The sequence below is a fragment of the Streptococcus pseudoporcinus LQ 940-04 genome (assembly GCF_000188035.1).
In the GTDB taxonomy this organism is placed as follows: Bacteria; Bacillota; Bacilli; order Lactobacillales; family Streptococcaceae; genus Streptococcus; species Streptococcus pseudoporcinus.
Map to the genome: position 1 here is coordinate 130,750 of NZ_AEUY02000005.1, position 16,378 is coordinate 147,127.

Below are 16,378 nucleotides of genomic sequence, written 5' to 3' on the forward strand. Positions count from 1 at the left end.
CATTTGCCTAATCAACACTAATATCATCTTTGAGTTTCTCTAATGTCTTTTGCCCAATTCCAGAAATCTTTAGAAGGTCTTCCAGTTTCTTAAAGCCACCCTGACTCTCTCGAACATCAATAATTTCCTTAGCTCTTTTAGCTCCAATTCCCGGAATCTTTGTTAAGTCTTCAACCTTTGCAGTGTTGATATTAATTTTTGAATCAATACTCTCTTTATCTATCGCACTAGAGTGAGCACTATTTTCTTCCTTAGGAATAACTGATCTGTTCTCACCAATTTTTGCAATGTACACTACACTACCATCACTTAATTTTTGAGCTAAGTTAACAGCTCTCCTATCAGCTGAAACCGTAAGCCCACCCGCCATTTTGATAAGATCTGTCACACGACTTTCCCTGCTAAGACGATAAACACCTTCTTGCTTAACTGCTCCTTTGACATCTACGACAATTTCTTTATTAGTTTGTTCTTGAGCTGATGCTGATTCTATAGCACTAGCTTTTGTTTCCTGCTTTTCCTGGATATTCTCAAGTTTTACAGTTGAAGCAGTGGTTTCAGGTATCTCTTTTCTACCACCTAAGAAAATCATTAATAGGCAAAAAAGTCCTATAACTAGCAGTAATGTCAGTAAATGTATTTTCGATATAAGATAGCACACTTTGTCCTTACACGATATTAACTGTTTTATCATTCATATCACCTCAATAATTTATTCGAAAATATGATGAAAAACATAAAAAAAAATATCCCGAAAGATATTTTAATGAGTATGTTTATCTGGATCCCAAACAAAGCTAGCCAACAAAGAAAAGAGTAGTGTTAAGAGTAAGACAACTACTACAATCAAAACCAGCGGGAGGCGATAAATATAAGTTAAAGGATTGCGTCTTTTTCCAGGCTGAAACTGAGCATTTTCTTCATCAATCCGATCAAACTCTGCTTGAATACGACTGGCGACTTCTTTCATCCCTTCGTCGTTCATCCGTTTTATATCTGAGATATCAATAGGATGACCAAAGTTCATATCAACACGATCGCCTAAAATAAGACCTTTTAGCGTCATTGGTCCAGCATAAGCAGCTGGTAAAATTTTGACCTTTGCCATCTTGGCAATAACAGCAACACCACCCTTTACATCTTGTGAGTGGCGACTTCCGCTAGGAAACATTACCAAGGAACGATTTTTCTTTTTTAAAACATTTACAGGGTAACGGATAGCCTCCGGTGAAGGTTTATCCCTATCAATTGGAAAAGCACCACACATTTTTATCCACCATGCAAAGATTCGATTGGCAAATAATTCCTTTTTCGCCATAAATACAAACTGTTTTGGTCTCGCGGCAAACGCCATATAAACCGGATCCCAAAAAGTTCGGTGAGGAGCCACTAAAATATAATTTTCATCAGCTGGCAAAATATTTTCCTCATTGTGGTAATGTGAATTACCGTTAACAACCCATAAAATAAAGACAACAAGCCCACGTAAATATGCGTAAAACACCCTATCCTCCTCCAATCATCTTAACTTCATTTATTGTATCATGAATACCATCTTTGTCAAATTCTATGTCAAAATAGCCACTTATATCACGCTACCGTTAGTAAGTAGTTATTTCTCAATAGATACTTTTCTGTTATAATATTTTTATGACAGAAGAGCTTTTAAAAACTGGGGAACGCATTGACCAATTATTCGCAAATGATATTAAAATTATTCAAAATAGGGATGTCTTTTCTTATTCAATTGATAGTGTTCTACTATCCCGATTTCCAAGATTGCCGTCTCGAGGATTAATTGTTGACTTGTGCTCTGGTAATGGGGCTGTTGGACTTTTTGCTAGTCGCAATACTAATGCACAAATCGTGGAAATTGAAATTCAAGAACGATTGGCAGAAATGGCCCAACGTTCTATTAAGCTCAATCAACTAGAAGAACAAGTTTCAATGATCTGCGATGATTTAAAGCATCTGTTAAATCATGTCCCTAGGTCTGGCGTTGATCTTATTCTCTGTAACCCGCCTTACTTTAAATCAACTGAAAGTTCAAAGAAAAACATGTCCGAGCACTACCTCTTGGCTCGCCATGAAATCACTACAAATCTAGAAGAAATCTGTAGCATCAGTCGACATGGTTTAAAATCTAACGGACGTTTAGCCATGGTTCATCGGCCAGACCGTTTTATTGAAATAGTGGATTCTTTACGAAAATATGGCCTAGCTCCCAAGCGGATTCAATTCGTCTATCCTAAAGCTGGGAAAGAAGCCAACATGCTATTAATTGAGGCTATTAAAGATGGCTCTATTGAAGGCATGAAAATCTTGCCACCGCTCATCGTTCATGAAGAAAACGGCGACTACACAGAAGATATCAATACTATTTATTTCGGCACAGAATAAGGTTAGGAGGATAAGTTTACAGATAAAAAAACTATTTATCTCTAACCTCATAGTGTTTGTTTTATTTCTTATTGTTGCATTCCTTCTATGAACTCTAGAAACTGATGGAACTGGTGTAATACAAACAAACCATTCTCGTCTGTTTACAGAACTTGTTTGGGGTGCTTTTTATCTCTTAATACTAGCATTACAGATGCTCTTCATTCTCATAAAAAAGGCAATAATTCATGATAAATAAGAAAGCATATATGTATGTTTTAGAATGTGCTGACAAAACGCTTTATACAGGATATACAACTGATATTGATAGAAGGCTCAAAACGCATAATGCCGGTAAGGGTGCTAAATACACGCGTTCTCGCTTGCCAGTTAAACTACTCTATACGGAAACTTTTTCGAGTAAACAAGAAGCTATGAGCGCAGAAGCTCTTTTTAAGAAACGAAAAAGCCGTCAGGAAAAATTAATTTATATAAGAGAACATCAGGTTTCTTTAAAGAAAAAGGGTTAAAATAGTCTTTAAATCATCAAAAATCCTTAAAACTAAGCAACTGCAACTATAAAATTAGTCAAAAACGGCTTTTCATCACCAGTAATAGGTAAAAGAAACCCACCTACTTATTAGACGAGTAACCAAAGTAAAATGAAATGGACTTAGCTCTCTTCACTAGAGAACTAAGTCCATTTTTAAAATACAAGAGTCAACTTTTTGAAGTCACCTGGAGCGCTTTTACGGTTTTTTCTAAACCGTTTCAGCTTTTGATTCAACTTCCTTTATTTCTTTTATTGGTAATTTCAAGATATCAGAGAGCATTAAGGGAACCAGCTCTACTTTTACCTCTGAATATTGCAAACCAAACCAACGCGTAGGCGTTGCTGTGAAATGCTTGATACTTGCTTTTGTTTGCATGATAAAACGTTCAAAACCACTTAACTGTCTAGCTTGGGAAACACGTTCTTCAATAATAACAAAACGGAAATCTCCCACTTCTCGTCCACGAGAAATTGAATACTCCTGAACTTGTTTCGGTAAACGGCCACTTTCCATTAAATCTTGAACAATAGTTCTTAAATAACGCGGAACAGTTTGAGGCATTCTGAAACCTAGGTAGAGCTCCACTTTAACCATATAGTCAGTTCCCATCATGTCAACCTTATACTTAGCTGTGTAAGGTTCATCTGTTACCTTTACATTTACAAACCAATATACTTTGGCCCGCTTTGGACGTTTATCCAAGATGGAATATAGAATTGATTTATCAATCATATTATCACTGATTCTATTTGTCAAGTACACAACATTTGTTTGATACAAATCAATAGAGGTATCATCTCGAAGAGCCTTGATCTGTTCACGGTAATCTAGTAGATTAAGAGACTTAACATATTTGAAAACAATCTTAGTACCACGATGCCAAATAAACATTAAAGAAACAATCGTCAATGCAAGGATAACAACGACATATCCCCCATGGAAGAACTTAACAGCTGAAGCCCAAAAGAAAATAAATTCAATAGCTGCAAAAAATGACATCACCAAGTGAGCAAGGATTGATTTCATCCCGCGCTTAATAAGATAGTAATTAAGCAAAATAGTAGTCATTAACATGGTAATGGTAATGGCTAAGCCATAGGCTGATTCCATATGAGCGGAATTTCTAAAATATAACACTGTGCTTGATGTAATGATAAACAAAACCCAGTTAATTACAGGAATATACAGTTGTCCTAAATTTTCACCCGGGTAGGTAACTCTAAAGAGCGGAAAAATTTTCAAGCGCATGGCTTCTGCTACTAAGGTAAATGAACCTGTTATTAAAGCCTGTGAGGCAATAATAGCAGCCATGGTTGCCAAAATAACAGCATAGACGCGAAAACCTTCAGGCACACTAGCAAAGAATGGATTTAACTCTATTCCACTATTTTTGTTTGCTAAAATCCAAGCTCCTTGACCACAATAGGATAAGAGTATACAAACCTTAACAAATGGCCAGCTAACATAAATATTCCCACGACCAACGTGCCCCAAATCTGAATAAAGAGCTTCAGCACCGGTAGTTGCAAGGAAAATAGAACCTAAGATGAAAATACCACGATGATTTTCCGGGCTCAATAATAAATGGATAGCATAGTAAGGATTAATGGCTTTAAAGATCTCTAAATGGCCAAGGGTGTTCATTAACCCCGTCAAACCAAGAAAGCTAAACCAAATAAACATAACAGGACCAAACAATTTACCAATCATGCTTGTCCCAAACCTTTGGATACTAAACAATGTTAGTAGAATCAACAAAGTAGTAATGATAACATTTGTTTGATTGGCATAGATGTGGTCAATACCTGGTACAGCCTTCAATCCTTCAATAGCTGAAGTAACTGTTACTGCTGGAGTCAAAGCCCCATCTGATAACAGGGTTGCGCCACCAATCATGGCTGGAACAATGAGCCACTTCGACATTCTTCTAACTAAAGTGTAGAGAGAAAAAATACCACCCTCATGATGGTTATCCGCCTTTAAAGCTATCCAAACATATTTAACAGTAGTGATTAGGGTTAAAGTCCAAAAAATTAATGATACTGAACCTAAGATAAACTGTTCAGATATTTGCGATAAACCATCTTGATTCTCAACTAAGGATTGCATGGTATAGAGGGGGCTAGTTCCAATATCACCATAGACAATTCCAAGTGCAATAATAAATCCAGCCTTTGTAGCTTTATCAAAAGCTGGGTGATTGGCATTAGACATCCAATCGTCCTCCTAATATTCATTAAAAATACCAAAAATGGCTGAACTCATTATAACAAATTATGATATAAAAAGATATGAAAGATAAACAAAAAAGAGCTGAAAACGTAGTCAGCTCTCTTTTGTTTATTCACCTTTATGACGGATAACAAATCCAGATTCCTTACTTGAAGATTTTTTGTCTTTATTAAAGAATTCTTTTGCATGTCGTTTAGGCTTACGCTTAAAGTCACGACTTCCGCCATTCTCATCACGTTTGTCTTTACGACGGTCATCTCGTTTTTCTCCACCACGACGGTCGTCACGTTTTCCACGATAACCACCACGGCGTTCACCATCACGACCTCCTCGACCACGACCTCCTTTAGCAGATTTCTTACCACCGCCGTGACCACCACCAACATATTTGAATGGTAATGGTTTTTCACGTGCAATTTCAACCTCTGGTTGGTCTGCTGGGTCTTGAACGGTTAAACTCAAAATATAAAGTGCTAACTCTTCAGGTGTAAATTCAGAGGCTAATTGGATAGCGTCACCTTTAAATTTCTCAAAGTTTGAACGAATTGTTTCATCTGCAAAATCACGTTCAATTTTCTTGAGTGCCACTTTTTTCTTTGCTTGAAAGGCTTCTTCAGCCGTTGCTGGTTTCAGCGGTTTCATTTGTTTCTTAGTCAAGTTTTCAATCATACTTAAGTAACCCATCTCATTTGGTGAAACGAAAGTAATTGATTCTCCAGATTTACCAGCACGGCCTGTACGACCGATACGGTGAACATAAGATTCTGGATCTTGTGTAATATCGTAGTTATAAACATGGGTTACGTTTGAAATGTCAAGACCACGCGCAGCAACGTCTGTTGCTACTAAGATATCAACTTGGTCCCCTTTAAAATCGCGAATAACACGTAACCGTTTATTCTGATCAAGGTCACCATGGATACCTTCGGCACGAAAACCTCGCAATTTCAAACCACGTGTGATTTCATCGACGCGACGCTTTGTCCGGCCAAAAACAATTGATAATTCTGGTTGGTCAACGTCCATCAAACGTGTCATGGTATCAAACTTTTCTTGTTCTTTAACACGAACATAGTATTGTTCAACATTAACGTTTGTCAGTTCTTTATTTTTTATTTGAACATGCTCTGGATTTTTCATAAACTTAACACCAATTTGTTTTATAGGTGCTGGCATAGTTGCTGAAAAAAGCAGGGTTTGGCGTTCTTCAGGAACACGACTAATAATAGCTTCGATATCCTCTAAGAAGCCCATATTAAGCATTTCATCAGCTTCATCTAAAATAAGAGTTTCAACATGATCAAGTTTTAATGCTTTACGTTTAATTAAGTCAAGTAAACGACCTGGTGTACCAACAACAATGTGTGCTCCTGATTTTAGAGCTTTAATTTGTTTATCAATACTTGCACCACCATAGACGGAGCGAACTTTAACACCCTTATCACGACCAAAACGGAAGAGTTCTTCCTGACTTTGAACAGCAAGTTCACGCGTTGGAGCAATAACAAGTGCTTGGATAATATTTTCATCCGTACGGATCTTATTCAAGGTTGGAAGACCAAAAGCAGCTGTTTTACCAGTTCCTGTTTGTGCTTGACCAATGACATCTTTTCCTTCTAAAGCTAGTGGTATAGTCATCTCTTGGATAGGAGATGCTTTCTCAAAACCTGCTGTTACAACAGCTGATTGGATGTCTTCAGATAAGTTTAATTCTGTAAATTTCAAATGTTTCTCTTTTCTAAAAAGGCAGTGCGAAGCTGCCTTATAAGCCTTTATAGTTCTGTCGTTCAATTAACAACTAGACTAGTGTAACATAATTATATCTAAAAAGATAGGAAAGAAGTTATGAAAAGGTTTTTATGAAAAATAACTATTATTTACTAAATTTTTTAGCAATACTCTAATAAAAAACTTCTCCTCTTTCATTAGTAGGCTTTAAAAATTATGACTAGCTCTATGAGACAGCCCTAAAATTTTGAAGAGGTTCCAACTTTCACCTCACTAAGACTAGCAATAATCTCTCGTTTGCTTAAGACAAGCACTCAATACCATAAAAATACCTTTCCATGCCTAAAAGAATTAACTTAGTTTCTCTATACAGATACTAAAGCTGGTCTTATATTTGCTCTAAAGAAGTCTGACCTTATTTAAAAAGGACTTCTATAGAAGTCCTTGAAGCTAAACACCTTGTTTAGATCTGCAGTGCTATTACATTTTTTCTTCCAATTGAACATCTGGATATTTGTCTGCAAACCAGCGAAGGGCAAAATCATTTTCAAAGAGGAAAACCGGTTGATCGAAACGGTCCTTAGCCAAAATATTTCGGCTTGATGACATGCGTTGATCTAAATCTTCTTCTTTAATCCAACGAACGGTTTTTTTGCCCATTGGGGTCATAAGGACCTCAGCATTATATTCACCTTCCATTCGGTGTTTAAAAACTTCAAATTGGAGCTGGCCTACAGCACCAAGCATGTAGTCACCAGTCTGGTAATTTTTGTAGAGTTGGATAGCTCCCTCTTGCACCAATTGTTCCATTCCTTTGTGGAAGGATTTTTGTTTCATGACATTTTTAGCGGAAACCTTCATAAAGATTTCTGGAGTAAAGGTTGGTAGAGGTTCAAATTCAAATTTATTTTTACCAACTGTTAAGGTATCACCTACCTGATAAGTCCCTGTATCATAAACGCCAATAATATCACCAGCAACAGCATTTTGCACATTTTCACGCGACTCAGCCATAAATTGTGTCACGTTCGACAGTTTGACACCTTTCCCAGTACGACTCAAATTAACACTCATACCTTTACTAAATTCACCTGAAACGATACGAACAAAAGCAATACGGTCACGATGGCGAGGATCCATATTGGCCTGGATTTTAAAGACAAAACCAGAAAAATCTTTGTCTAGAGGATCAATGACTTTTTCGTCTGTCGTTTTATGGCCATGCGGCTCTGGAGCAAACTCCAAGAAGGTATCAAGAAAAGTTTGGACACCAAAATTTGTTAGGGCTGAGCCAAAGAAAACAGGGGTTAATTCACCAGCCAAAATAGCCTCTGCCGAAAATTCATTTCCAGCTTCCTGGAGTAACTCGATATCCTCAAGAGCTTGTTCATAGAAGGGATTGTTAACAAAAAGTTCTGTTCCTTCTTCTAAATCTGCAAACCGTTGTTCTCCTTTATAAAGTTCTAAACGTTGGTTATGAAGATCATAAAGACCTTCAAAAGCTCTTCCCATCCCAATTGGCCAATTCATAGGGTAAGAAGCAATTCCAAGAACCTCTTCTAGTTCTTCTAAGAGCTCCAGGGGTTCGCGACCATCACGGTCCAGCTTATTTATAAATGTAAAGACAGGGATACCACGATGTTTAACAACTTCAAACAGTTTCTTAGTTTGTGCTTCAATACCTTTGGCAGAATCAACCACCATTACTGCAGCATCGACAGCCATCAAGGTTCTATAGGTATCTTCAGAAAAGTCTTCATGCCCTGGCGTATCTAAAATATTAACACGCTTACCTGCATAATCAAACTGCATAACAGATGATGTTACTGAGATTCCTCTTTGCTTTTCAATATCCATCCAGTCTGATTTAGCAAATGTTCCCGTTTTTTTCCCTTTTACAGTCCCTGCTTCACGGATTTCACCGCCAAAATAGAGCAATTGTTCAGTGATTGTTGTTTTACCAGCATCTGGGTGACTGATGATGGCAAAAGTTCGTCTTTTTTTTATTTCTTCTTGTATTGACATAGGTCTTCCTTAGGTAATTACAGTTCTTATTAATTCTACTATACTTATTAGTTATATTGAAACTAATTTGTTATTTCCAAGTGATACTACATGGGTCTCTCCTCGGTATTTTAAAGTAAAAAAGCGTCGAATGATCGACAACTTCTTTATTATATCGGATTTTAAGTGCTTTAGCAATGACTATCCTTTCGCCACAGGTACAAATGCTTCTTCTTTTAGACAGTAACGGATATAGACTGATTCTACTAGCTTCGCTAACAGCCATAAGCCTAGGGTTAACAAGCAAAAATTACCTACTAGATGACGACTGTGAAGCAGGGGCAATTCCATAACAAAGCCATAATTACCGCCTGTTAAGATATTGACAATCATTAAAGAAAAATGGAGAGTCGCTAGAAATGTCAGCGAAAAGACTGATGACGATAACTCTTTATCATAATAATAAAGGAGATAGATAAGGGCATTAACTAACAAAGCGTAATGCCCTAGATAAAATGCAAAGTTAGTCACATGAATCAGAGGATAGGGATATAAATCAGGGGAAAATAAGGCCAGAATTGATCCTCCTATCCCTAATAACATCATCAATTGCTTAAGCTTACTTTTGTTGGGGAAGAGAAAAATAGCTAGCATTCCAATGCGACAATGGTAAAGAGGCAAAGCTTCGGAGGCAGGAAAACCTTTAAGGATATACCACCCATAAAATGTTATGAGTTGAAATAGTTGAAGCCCTAGAAAAAAATAACGGAAGCTCTTCTTGTGATAATAGTTTAATGTCAAATAAATTAAAACAGGAAGCAAAAGCAAACACAAAAGATAAAATTGCAGACTAATACGTGGGAGTTCTGTGGGAGTTAAAGCAAAAAAATTCATAAGAAATCCTTTCTCGATTTTTTAATTATACCTTAATCATAACTTTTGGACAAGTTAGATTAGCAATTAAAAAATAAAAAAGTTATTAAGAATCTCCACTATGCTAAAAGCCGATTCACAATTTCTTCTAAATGCATTGAATGACTTCCCTTTATTAGAATCTGATCATTAGAACCAAGTATTTCTTGAACATGATGATATAAATCTTCAAACTGGTCTTCAGCTTCGGTCTTTTTAAAGAAAAAGACTTTTCCAATAGGATACATTTGGCTAGCTAATTGTGCTAAAGGTTCAATATCCTGACCATAAAAAATTAAATGATCAATGTCATCTGGATTCAAAGCCTGTATTAGCTGACAATGTAAATCAACTGAACTTGGACCCAATTCCTTCATATCTGCCAATAAGGCTATTTTTTGTCCCCCTTGATTTGGTACAATCTGTGCAAAAGTTTCTAAGATAAGGCGCATGGCTGTAGGATTTGCATTATAGACGTCTGATAATATATCCGCTCCATTACTGGCTTTCTTCCACTCTGTTCTGTTGCCTGTCAATTGGATATGTTCTAAAGCTTCAAGAATATCTTCCTCTGCGACAGCTAAGAGTTTTCCAACGTAAGCAGCAAGCATAGCATTTATCGCGTTATACTTACCTGATAAGGGTAATGTCAAGGCTTGTTCCAAAACATTTGTTGTGAATCTTAAGCTGTTTTTGCTTTCCTCAATTGAGTTGACAAAAATTTCCTGATTTTCACCAAAACGGATAACCATTTGGTTTTCAGGTAAATAAGGATCAATAATAGGATCTCCCGGTGCAATCAGAATACCATGAGAATTCATGCCATCAGTAATTTGCATTTTCCCTTGAGCTATTTTTTCTCGGCTACCAAAGAATTCTAAATGAGCTTCGCCAATCAAGGTTACAACAGCAATATGTGGCTGGACAATTTCTGAAAGAAGATGAATATCTCCCATATGATCTTGACCCATTTCCAGAACAATCTTTTCAGTATCATCAGGCATGTGAAGAACCGTATAAGGCAAACCAATTTCGTTATTGTAGTTTCCTTGAGTCTTATAGGTTTTGTAAGTTGTTGCTAGCACAGCCTCAATCATATCCTTGGTAGAGGTTTTTCCATTTGAACCCGTAACAGCAATAACATCTAGACGCATTTTCTCGATATAGTACTTAGCAAGCTCTTGAAAGGCTTTCAAGCAATCTTTAACTAGAATATAGGGGTGACCGCTAATCTCTTTTTCAGAAAATGTGGCAACAGCTCCATTCTCAAAAGCTTTTTCGATAAAATCATGACCATCTCGCTCTCCTTTTAAAGGTAGAAAAAGATCTCCTTTTTCAATTCTACGGCTATCAAATTCGATTTGTTTCAGGGGGACGTCATCAAATTCAGAAATAATATTCTGAGCCTCCACTACTTTTGCAACTTCATACAATGATAATTTCATAATATTTCCTTCTTCTTTACAGTAACAAAAAAATTCTCACACTCATTATACCACTTTTTAAAAAGAAAATAATGACATTTTAAAGAGCTAAAACATGTCCTAAGATTTTTCCTAGAAGGTTAAATGAAACTTTCTGACAGAGTAACTAATTGTCTTGACCCGCATTAGAACTTATTTTTCACCTACCCTTGCCCCAATGTTGTTTTCAGCTACTATTTGGGATGCAGAGCTGCGGTTACAAGCCATTGAATGACTGATAGGAATCACAGTTCCCATGCTACTATAGTACCTATCTTACAAAAAGAGTGTTAAAACAAAATAAAAGAACAGAGTGTCATCACCACTTTGTCCTTTCACCTATTAGATTAAATGCTTTTCACGTTTTTCAAACATCTCAATTGCTAGAGCAACCAATTTTTCAATAAGATCAGAATAGGAAAGTCCCATATTCTCCCATAACAAAGGATACATGGACCATTGTGTAAAGCCTGGCATGGTATTTAGCTCATTTAAATAGATGGAGCCATCTCTGGTTAAAAAGAAATCACAACGAGATAAACCACAGCATCCTAGTGCTTTAAAGGCATTTTCTGCATAAGCTCGCATTTTATTAGCAAGCTCAGTCTCAAGTTCTGCTGGAATTGCCATTGTAATGTTATTATCAATATATTTGGCCTGATAATCGTAAAAAGCTACCTCTTTAACCACTTCACCAGGAAGTGTTGACGTAACATCGGTATTGCCTAAAAGACCAACTTCAATCTCACGCGCATTAACTCCTTGTTCAATTAAAATGCGACTATCATATTGCAAGGCTAATTGGATAGCCTCCCTCAACTCACTTTCAGACTCAGCTTTTGAAATTCCCACTGATGAACCCATGTTTGCCGGTTTAACAAAAATGGGAAAACTTAAGTTAGTCAATGCTTCTTTAAGACATTCTTCTAAGGAATTGCCTTCAACAAAAACCTTGTAAGCCACTTGAGGCACTCCCGCTGATTCTAAAACTCGCTTAGTTGTAATTTTATCCATGGCAACACTTGAACCTAAGATACTTGTTCCAATGTAAGGCATTTTAAGAACTTCTAAGAAACCTTGGATCGATCCATCTTCTCCCATTGGCCCATGCAATATAGGAAAGACAACGGCTCCTTCTTCATAAATGTCACTTGCTTTAACTTGAGAAGCTGCAACAATCGTTTGATTGGTCATTAATTTTTCAGTTTCAGCCGGTTTTTGACTCCATTCTTGAGTTTTATAAAAATCACCAGCTTGTGAAATGAAGTAAGTTTTGACCAAGAAGCGGTCATAATTAATGGCTCTCATCACACTTTCTGCTGACAAAACTGAAACTTCACGCTCTGCAGAACGGCCACCGTATAACAAGACAAGTGTTTGTTTGGACATTTTCTTTTTCCTATCTGAATTAAATTTCTATTAATTATAACAAAAATTGGAAAGCATTTCAAAAGCAAATTGTTCCAAATAAAAAGAAAGGCCGTCCCCATTGAACTACCCTTTCTTTTACATTTTATAACTCTGTACGATTTTCAATAGCTCTCAAAAGAGTTACCTCATCTGCATATTCAATATCTGAGCCTACTGCCAAGCCCCTAGCTAACCTAGTCACCTTAATACCTGCTGGCTTTAGAATTCTCGAAATATACATTGAAGTTGCTTCACCGTCTGCAGTGGCACTGGTGGCAATAATCACCTCCTGAACATCGCTATCCATCAGACGAGTGATAAGTGCTTTCAGATTGATATCATCTGGGCCGACTCCATTCATAGGGGAAATCAAACCATGTAAAACATGATAATAGCCATGATATTCTTGGATTTTCTCCATTGCCGAAACATCTTTAGACTCTTCAACAACTAAAATTTGACTCTTGTCGCGGCTTGGATCCATACAAATAGAACATGGGTCTTCATCTGTTAAATTACCACAAATAGAACAGTAGGTTAATTCACGTTTGGCTGCTAATAGATTTTTAGCGAAGTCATTAACATCATCATCACTCATACTAATAGTGTAAAAAGCTAGTCTCGTAGCCGTTTTAACTCCAATACCGGGTAATTTTGAATAGGACTCAATTAATTTCGCAATAGGCGTTGGGTATAACACACTGATCTCCTTTATGGTTTTGCATTCATTGATAGGTATAAATTAATAATATCTTTTGCCATGTATTGATGGGCTTTAGCTAAAGCATCACTAGCATGTGGATACATAATAGCTACTGCAATCTGTGGATCCTGACTAGGTCCATAAGCAACAACATTTAAATTAAAAGTCGCTACAGTATTGCCACTTTTATCTTTAGCATAGGTTTCAGCAGTTCCGGTCTTACCGCTAATAGTAACAGCTGAGCCTGCCATGTCTTTACCAGTAGCATAGGGACTACCACTATTAACAACTTGATAAAAACCATCTTGAATAATTGACAGCTGCTCCTTGTTTAGCTGAACCTGATTTAACTCTTTCCTTGCAATTGTTTTCTCAAGTTGCCCAAGTCCCTTACTGCCATCATTGCGATAAACCCCTTCAACTAAATGAGGAGCTAGTCTTATACCACCATTTGCAATAGTTGAGACATACTGCGCTAGTTGCATAGCTGTATAGTTGTCAAACTGTCCAAATGCTTCTGTAATAACATTTGAAACAGTATATTTACTGGCTACATAACCGGTAGATTCCCCAGGTAAATCAATCCCGGTAGGCGCACCTAAGCCAAAACTAGCATAAGTTTGGCGTAGTTCCTCCATTGTTTTTTTCATACCATCACTCGTTAGGGACATCCCAACATGATAATCTTGTCCCATCATTTTTAGAGCAACCTGCACCATGTAAGTATTTGAAGAATATTCCAAAGCCTGAATAGCTGAAATATTTTGTTGACCAAAAGTAAACCAAGAATTTATAGGCTTAGAATTTCCAAATTGAATTGGCTGATCTGTTAATACTTGATTCCCAGTAATCGCGCCTGTTTGCCAACCAGCTGCTAAGGTAGCACCTTTGACAACAGAACCTGGAGTAAAGACATTCGTAATCGTTCCTAGGGCATTTTTTTCTAATTGACCTGTTTCCAAATCTTGAGACAGTCCTGACATTGCCAAAATAGCACCAGTCTTTGGATTCATGGCAACAGCATAAGCTCCTTCTGAGTACTTGGCTTTGCCTAAAGCAACTTCTGATTCAAAGTATTTTCTTATAATCTTATCAACACCATCCTGAAAATCCGTTGCAATAGTCAATTTCAAGTTTTTCCCAATTTCACCTTTATGAGTGATTTTATCTGAGACGATTTTTCCCGATTTATTTGTTTTTATTTCTCGAACTTCGTGTTGACCTTGTAACTGATTCTCATATTGTCGTTCAAGATAGGAGGTCCCTACTCGATCATTCAGAGCATAGCCTTTTTTAATATATTCTGCCACTTCTTCTTGAGGCAGACCTGCTTCTCGACTGGATACCTTCCCAATAATTGAATTCAGGCTGACATCTTCCACTTTACGGTTCCAATCAGTTGTCACGGAAATTCCGGGTAGTTTTGATTTATTGGCTACCAGATAAGCTATTTCTTGATCCGTTAAGTCTGCGGTTCTTAGGGTTATGGTATTAAAATTAGCTGCCGCATTCATTTGGTTAAAAATAGAGATAACTTTTTCTTCCTCAGAAGAATAATTAAGGTCATCTTTGGTGACAGAAGCTACAGCATTTCGGTAGATTTTTTCTTCAGTCAAGCTGTTACCATAGGCATCAACTTTTTTATTCTTGGGTAATTTTTTTACCACCTTAGCATAAACCTTAGGATCCGCTAGATAGTAATCCTTCTTAGCACGTAGGCTAATTTTGACATCATTATACCTGACATAAGCAGCTAATTTTTTAGCTAACGTTCTTAGGTCATTTGCGGAAGCATCAGGATTTCTTGTAAAGGAAATAACTTCTTTTACATCATTACCAACCAGTAGTTTCCCTTTTTGGTCAAAAATCATCCCCCGTGGAGTTGAACTTTTAACTTTGTAAACGGTGGAGGACTTGAGCTTTGCATCATAAAAAGCCTTATCTTGAATTTGCATTTGTGCTAGACGCAAGATTAAAGCAACAAAAAGAAAGACGATAATAGAAAATAAAAGGTTGATTCGACGAGGTATACTTGCTTTTTTCTTAACAACTAATTGTGATTCTTTTTTGATGACAATACCCCCTTTTAAACTTCGCATTCTATTTTATCATAAATTATAAAAAGAAGACCGAGAAGAAGGTTCTCAGTCAGAATTTTTTATATCGTATGACATTAGTCATGGTAAAATGCTTTGTAATAGAAGAGACTAACAAAGACTGCGCCACCTACAATATTACCAGCATAAACTAAGGCGAAGTTTTGTACAAACGCTAACCAGGTTGCCCCATTTTCAAATATCGCCGCAGGTATAATAAAGGCATTAGCCACACTATGCTGAAAACCTAAAGCAACAAAGGTCATAACTGGGAACCAAATACCTAGCAATTTACCACTAGCATCACTAGCACCATAGTTTAACCATAGAGCAAGTCCAACAAACCAGTTACAGCCAATACCAGATACAAAGGCTTGTAAGGGACTAGCCACTATTTTTGCCTGTGCAACGTGAATAACCTCTTCTTTAAAGACTCCACTTGAGGTCAAGCCCAGAAAATGACCAAAAACGTAGGCAACGAAAATAGCACCAATGACATTAAAAAGAGTTATGACTAGCCAATTTTTCAGAAGCTTTGTCAAAGGTATTTTTTTGGCAAAAAAACTAGCTGATACAGCCATCATATTTCCAGTAATTAATTCACCACCGGCCATCAAGATGATAATCAACCCTATAGGAAAGGCACATGCCCCTAAAATACTTGAAAAAGCACCGAAAGTTTCTAGGCCACTGGCAGCAATTCGAACATATAAGAGGTAGCCAAGACTAATCATAGCTCCCCCTATAAAACCTAAGATAGCTTTTGCAAGGAAAGGCTTCTCAACTTTGCGCTGGCCAATAGCAATCGTAGCTTGGATAATCTCTTCTGGATTCTTCATGGTTACCTCTTTTGTTATAGTTTTCACAATTCATTTTCTAGTATACCAATTTCTAAAA

The 16,378-nt window shown here is 36.9% G+C and carries 13 protein-coding genes and 1 pseudogene; 3 read left to right on the plus strand and 11 right to left on the minus strand.

The genetic code is table 11. The features are described 5' to 3' along the window. Nucleotides 1–7: 7 nt before the first annotated feature. Entirely contained in the window at nucleotides 8–694 is a 687-nt protein-coding gene (locus STRPS_RS02040; RefSeq protein WP_007896467.1) for a helix-hairpin-helix domain-containing protein, read from the minus strand. Nucleotides 695–763: 69 nt separating this feature from the next. Beyond that, nucleotides 764–1,504, minus strand: a complete 741-nt coding sequence (locus STRPS_RS02045) for a lysophospholipid acyltransferase family protein (RefSeq protein WP_007894801.1) — start codon at nucleotides 1,502–1,504, stop codon at nucleotides 764–766. 146 nt (nucleotides 1,505–1,650) lie between these two features. On the opposite strand from STRPS_RS02045, the gene STRPS_RS02050 reads away from it, so the two are divergent. From STRPS_RS02050 to STRPS_RS02055, 3 genes and pseudogenes are all read left to right on the plus strand, one after another. Next, nucleotides 1,651–2,400: a tRNA1(Val) (adenine(37)-N6)-methyltransferase gene (locus STRPS_RS02050; protein ID WP_007894698.1), complete on the plus strand. Its 750-nt coding sequence runs from the start codon at nucleotides 1,651–1,653 to the stop codon at nucleotides 2,398–2,400. Between the two features lie 109 nt (nucleotides 2,401–2,509). Further along, a pseudogene (locus tag STRPS_RS10935) lies at nucleotides 2,510–2,638 on the plus strand (hypothetical protein); the annotation flags it as partial. Next, the gene (locus STRPS_RS02055; protein WP_176602249.1) at nucleotides 2,628–2,909 is read left to right on the plus strand and encodes a GIY-YIG nuclease family protein; all 282 of its coding nucleotides are present in this window, start codon (nucleotides 2,628–2,630) and stop codon (nucleotides 2,907–2,909) included. The pseudogene STRPS_RS10935 and the gene STRPS_RS02055, both read left to right, overlap by 11 nt. Nucleotides 2,910–3,140: 231 nt before the next feature. Here STRPS_RS02055 and STRPS_RS02060 read toward each other — a convergent pair whose 3' ends face one another. The 9 genes from STRPS_RS02060 to STRPS_RS02100 all read right to left on the minus strand — a co-directional run bounded on the left by STRPS_RS02060 (nucleotide 3,141) and on the right by STRPS_RS02100 (nucleotide 16,320). Further along, nucleotides 3,141–5,147 carry a KUP/HAK/KT family potassium transporter gene (locus STRPS_RS02060; protein ID WP_007894631.1) on the minus strand — a complete coding sequence of 669 codons (2,007 nt, stop codon included), beginning with the start codon at nucleotides 5,145–5,147 and terminating at the stop codon, nucleotides 3,141–3,143. A 126-nt stretch (nucleotides 5,148–5,273) separates the two neighbouring features. Next, nucleotides 5,274–6,890 (minus strand): DEAD/DEAH box helicase, encoded by a 1,617-nt coding sequence (locus STRPS_RS02065; RefSeq protein ID WP_007894650.1) that lies wholly within the window; start codon nucleotides 6,888–6,890, stop codon nucleotides 5,274–5,276. Nucleotides 6,891–7,373: 483 nt separating this feature from the next. After that, nucleotides 7,374–8,918, minus strand: a complete 1,545-nt coding sequence (locus STRPS_RS02070) for a peptide chain release factor 3 (RefSeq protein WP_007894781.1) — start codon at nucleotides 8,916–8,918, stop codon at nucleotides 7,374–7,376. Between the two features lie 180 nt (nucleotides 8,919–9,098). Then, the gene (locus STRPS_RS02075) at nucleotides 9,099–9,791 is read right to left on the minus strand and encodes a TMEM164-related integral membrane acyltransferase (RefSeq protein WP_007894686.1); all 693 of its coding nucleotides are present in this window, start codon (nucleotides 9,789–9,791) and stop codon (nucleotides 9,099–9,101) included. Nucleotides 9,792–9,889: 98 nt separating this feature from the next. Further along, on the minus strand, nucleotides 9,890–11,254 hold the full coding sequence (locus STRPS_RS02080) for a UDP-N-acetylmuramoyl-tripeptide--D-alanyl-D-alanine ligase (RefSeq protein WP_007894793.1): 1,365 nt from the start codon (nucleotides 11,252–11,254) through the stop codon (nucleotides 9,890–9,892). Between the two features lie 360 nt (nucleotides 11,255–11,614). Continuing rightward, nucleotides 11,615–12,661, minus strand: coding sequence for a D-alanine--D-alanine ligase (locus STRPS_RS02085; RefSeq protein WP_007894766.1), 1,047 nt, complete (start codon nucleotides 12,659–12,661; stop codon nucleotides 11,615–11,617). A gap of 124 nt (nucleotides 12,662–12,785) precedes the next feature. Next, complete coding sequence (gene recR, locus STRPS_RS02090) at nucleotides 12,786–13,382, minus strand: recombination mediator RecR (RefSeq protein ID WP_003085002.1); 597 nt, start codon at nucleotides 13,380–13,382, stop codon at nucleotides 12,786–12,788. 11 nt (nucleotides 13,383–13,393) lie between these two features. Further along, nucleotides 13,394–15,484: a penicillin-binding protein PBP2B gene (pbp2b, locus tag STRPS_RS02095; protein WP_007894704.1), complete on the minus strand. Its 2,091-nt coding sequence runs from the start codon at nucleotides 15,482–15,484 to the stop codon at nucleotides 13,394–13,396. Between the two features lie 74 nt (nucleotides 15,485–15,558). After that, the gene (locus STRPS_RS02100) at nucleotides 15,559–16,320 is read right to left on the minus strand and encodes a formate/nitrite transporter family protein (RefSeq protein ID WP_007894822.1); all 762 of its coding nucleotides are present in this window, start codon (nucleotides 16,318–16,320) and stop codon (nucleotides 15,559–15,561) included. Nucleotides 16,321–16,378: the final 58 nt, after the last annotated feature.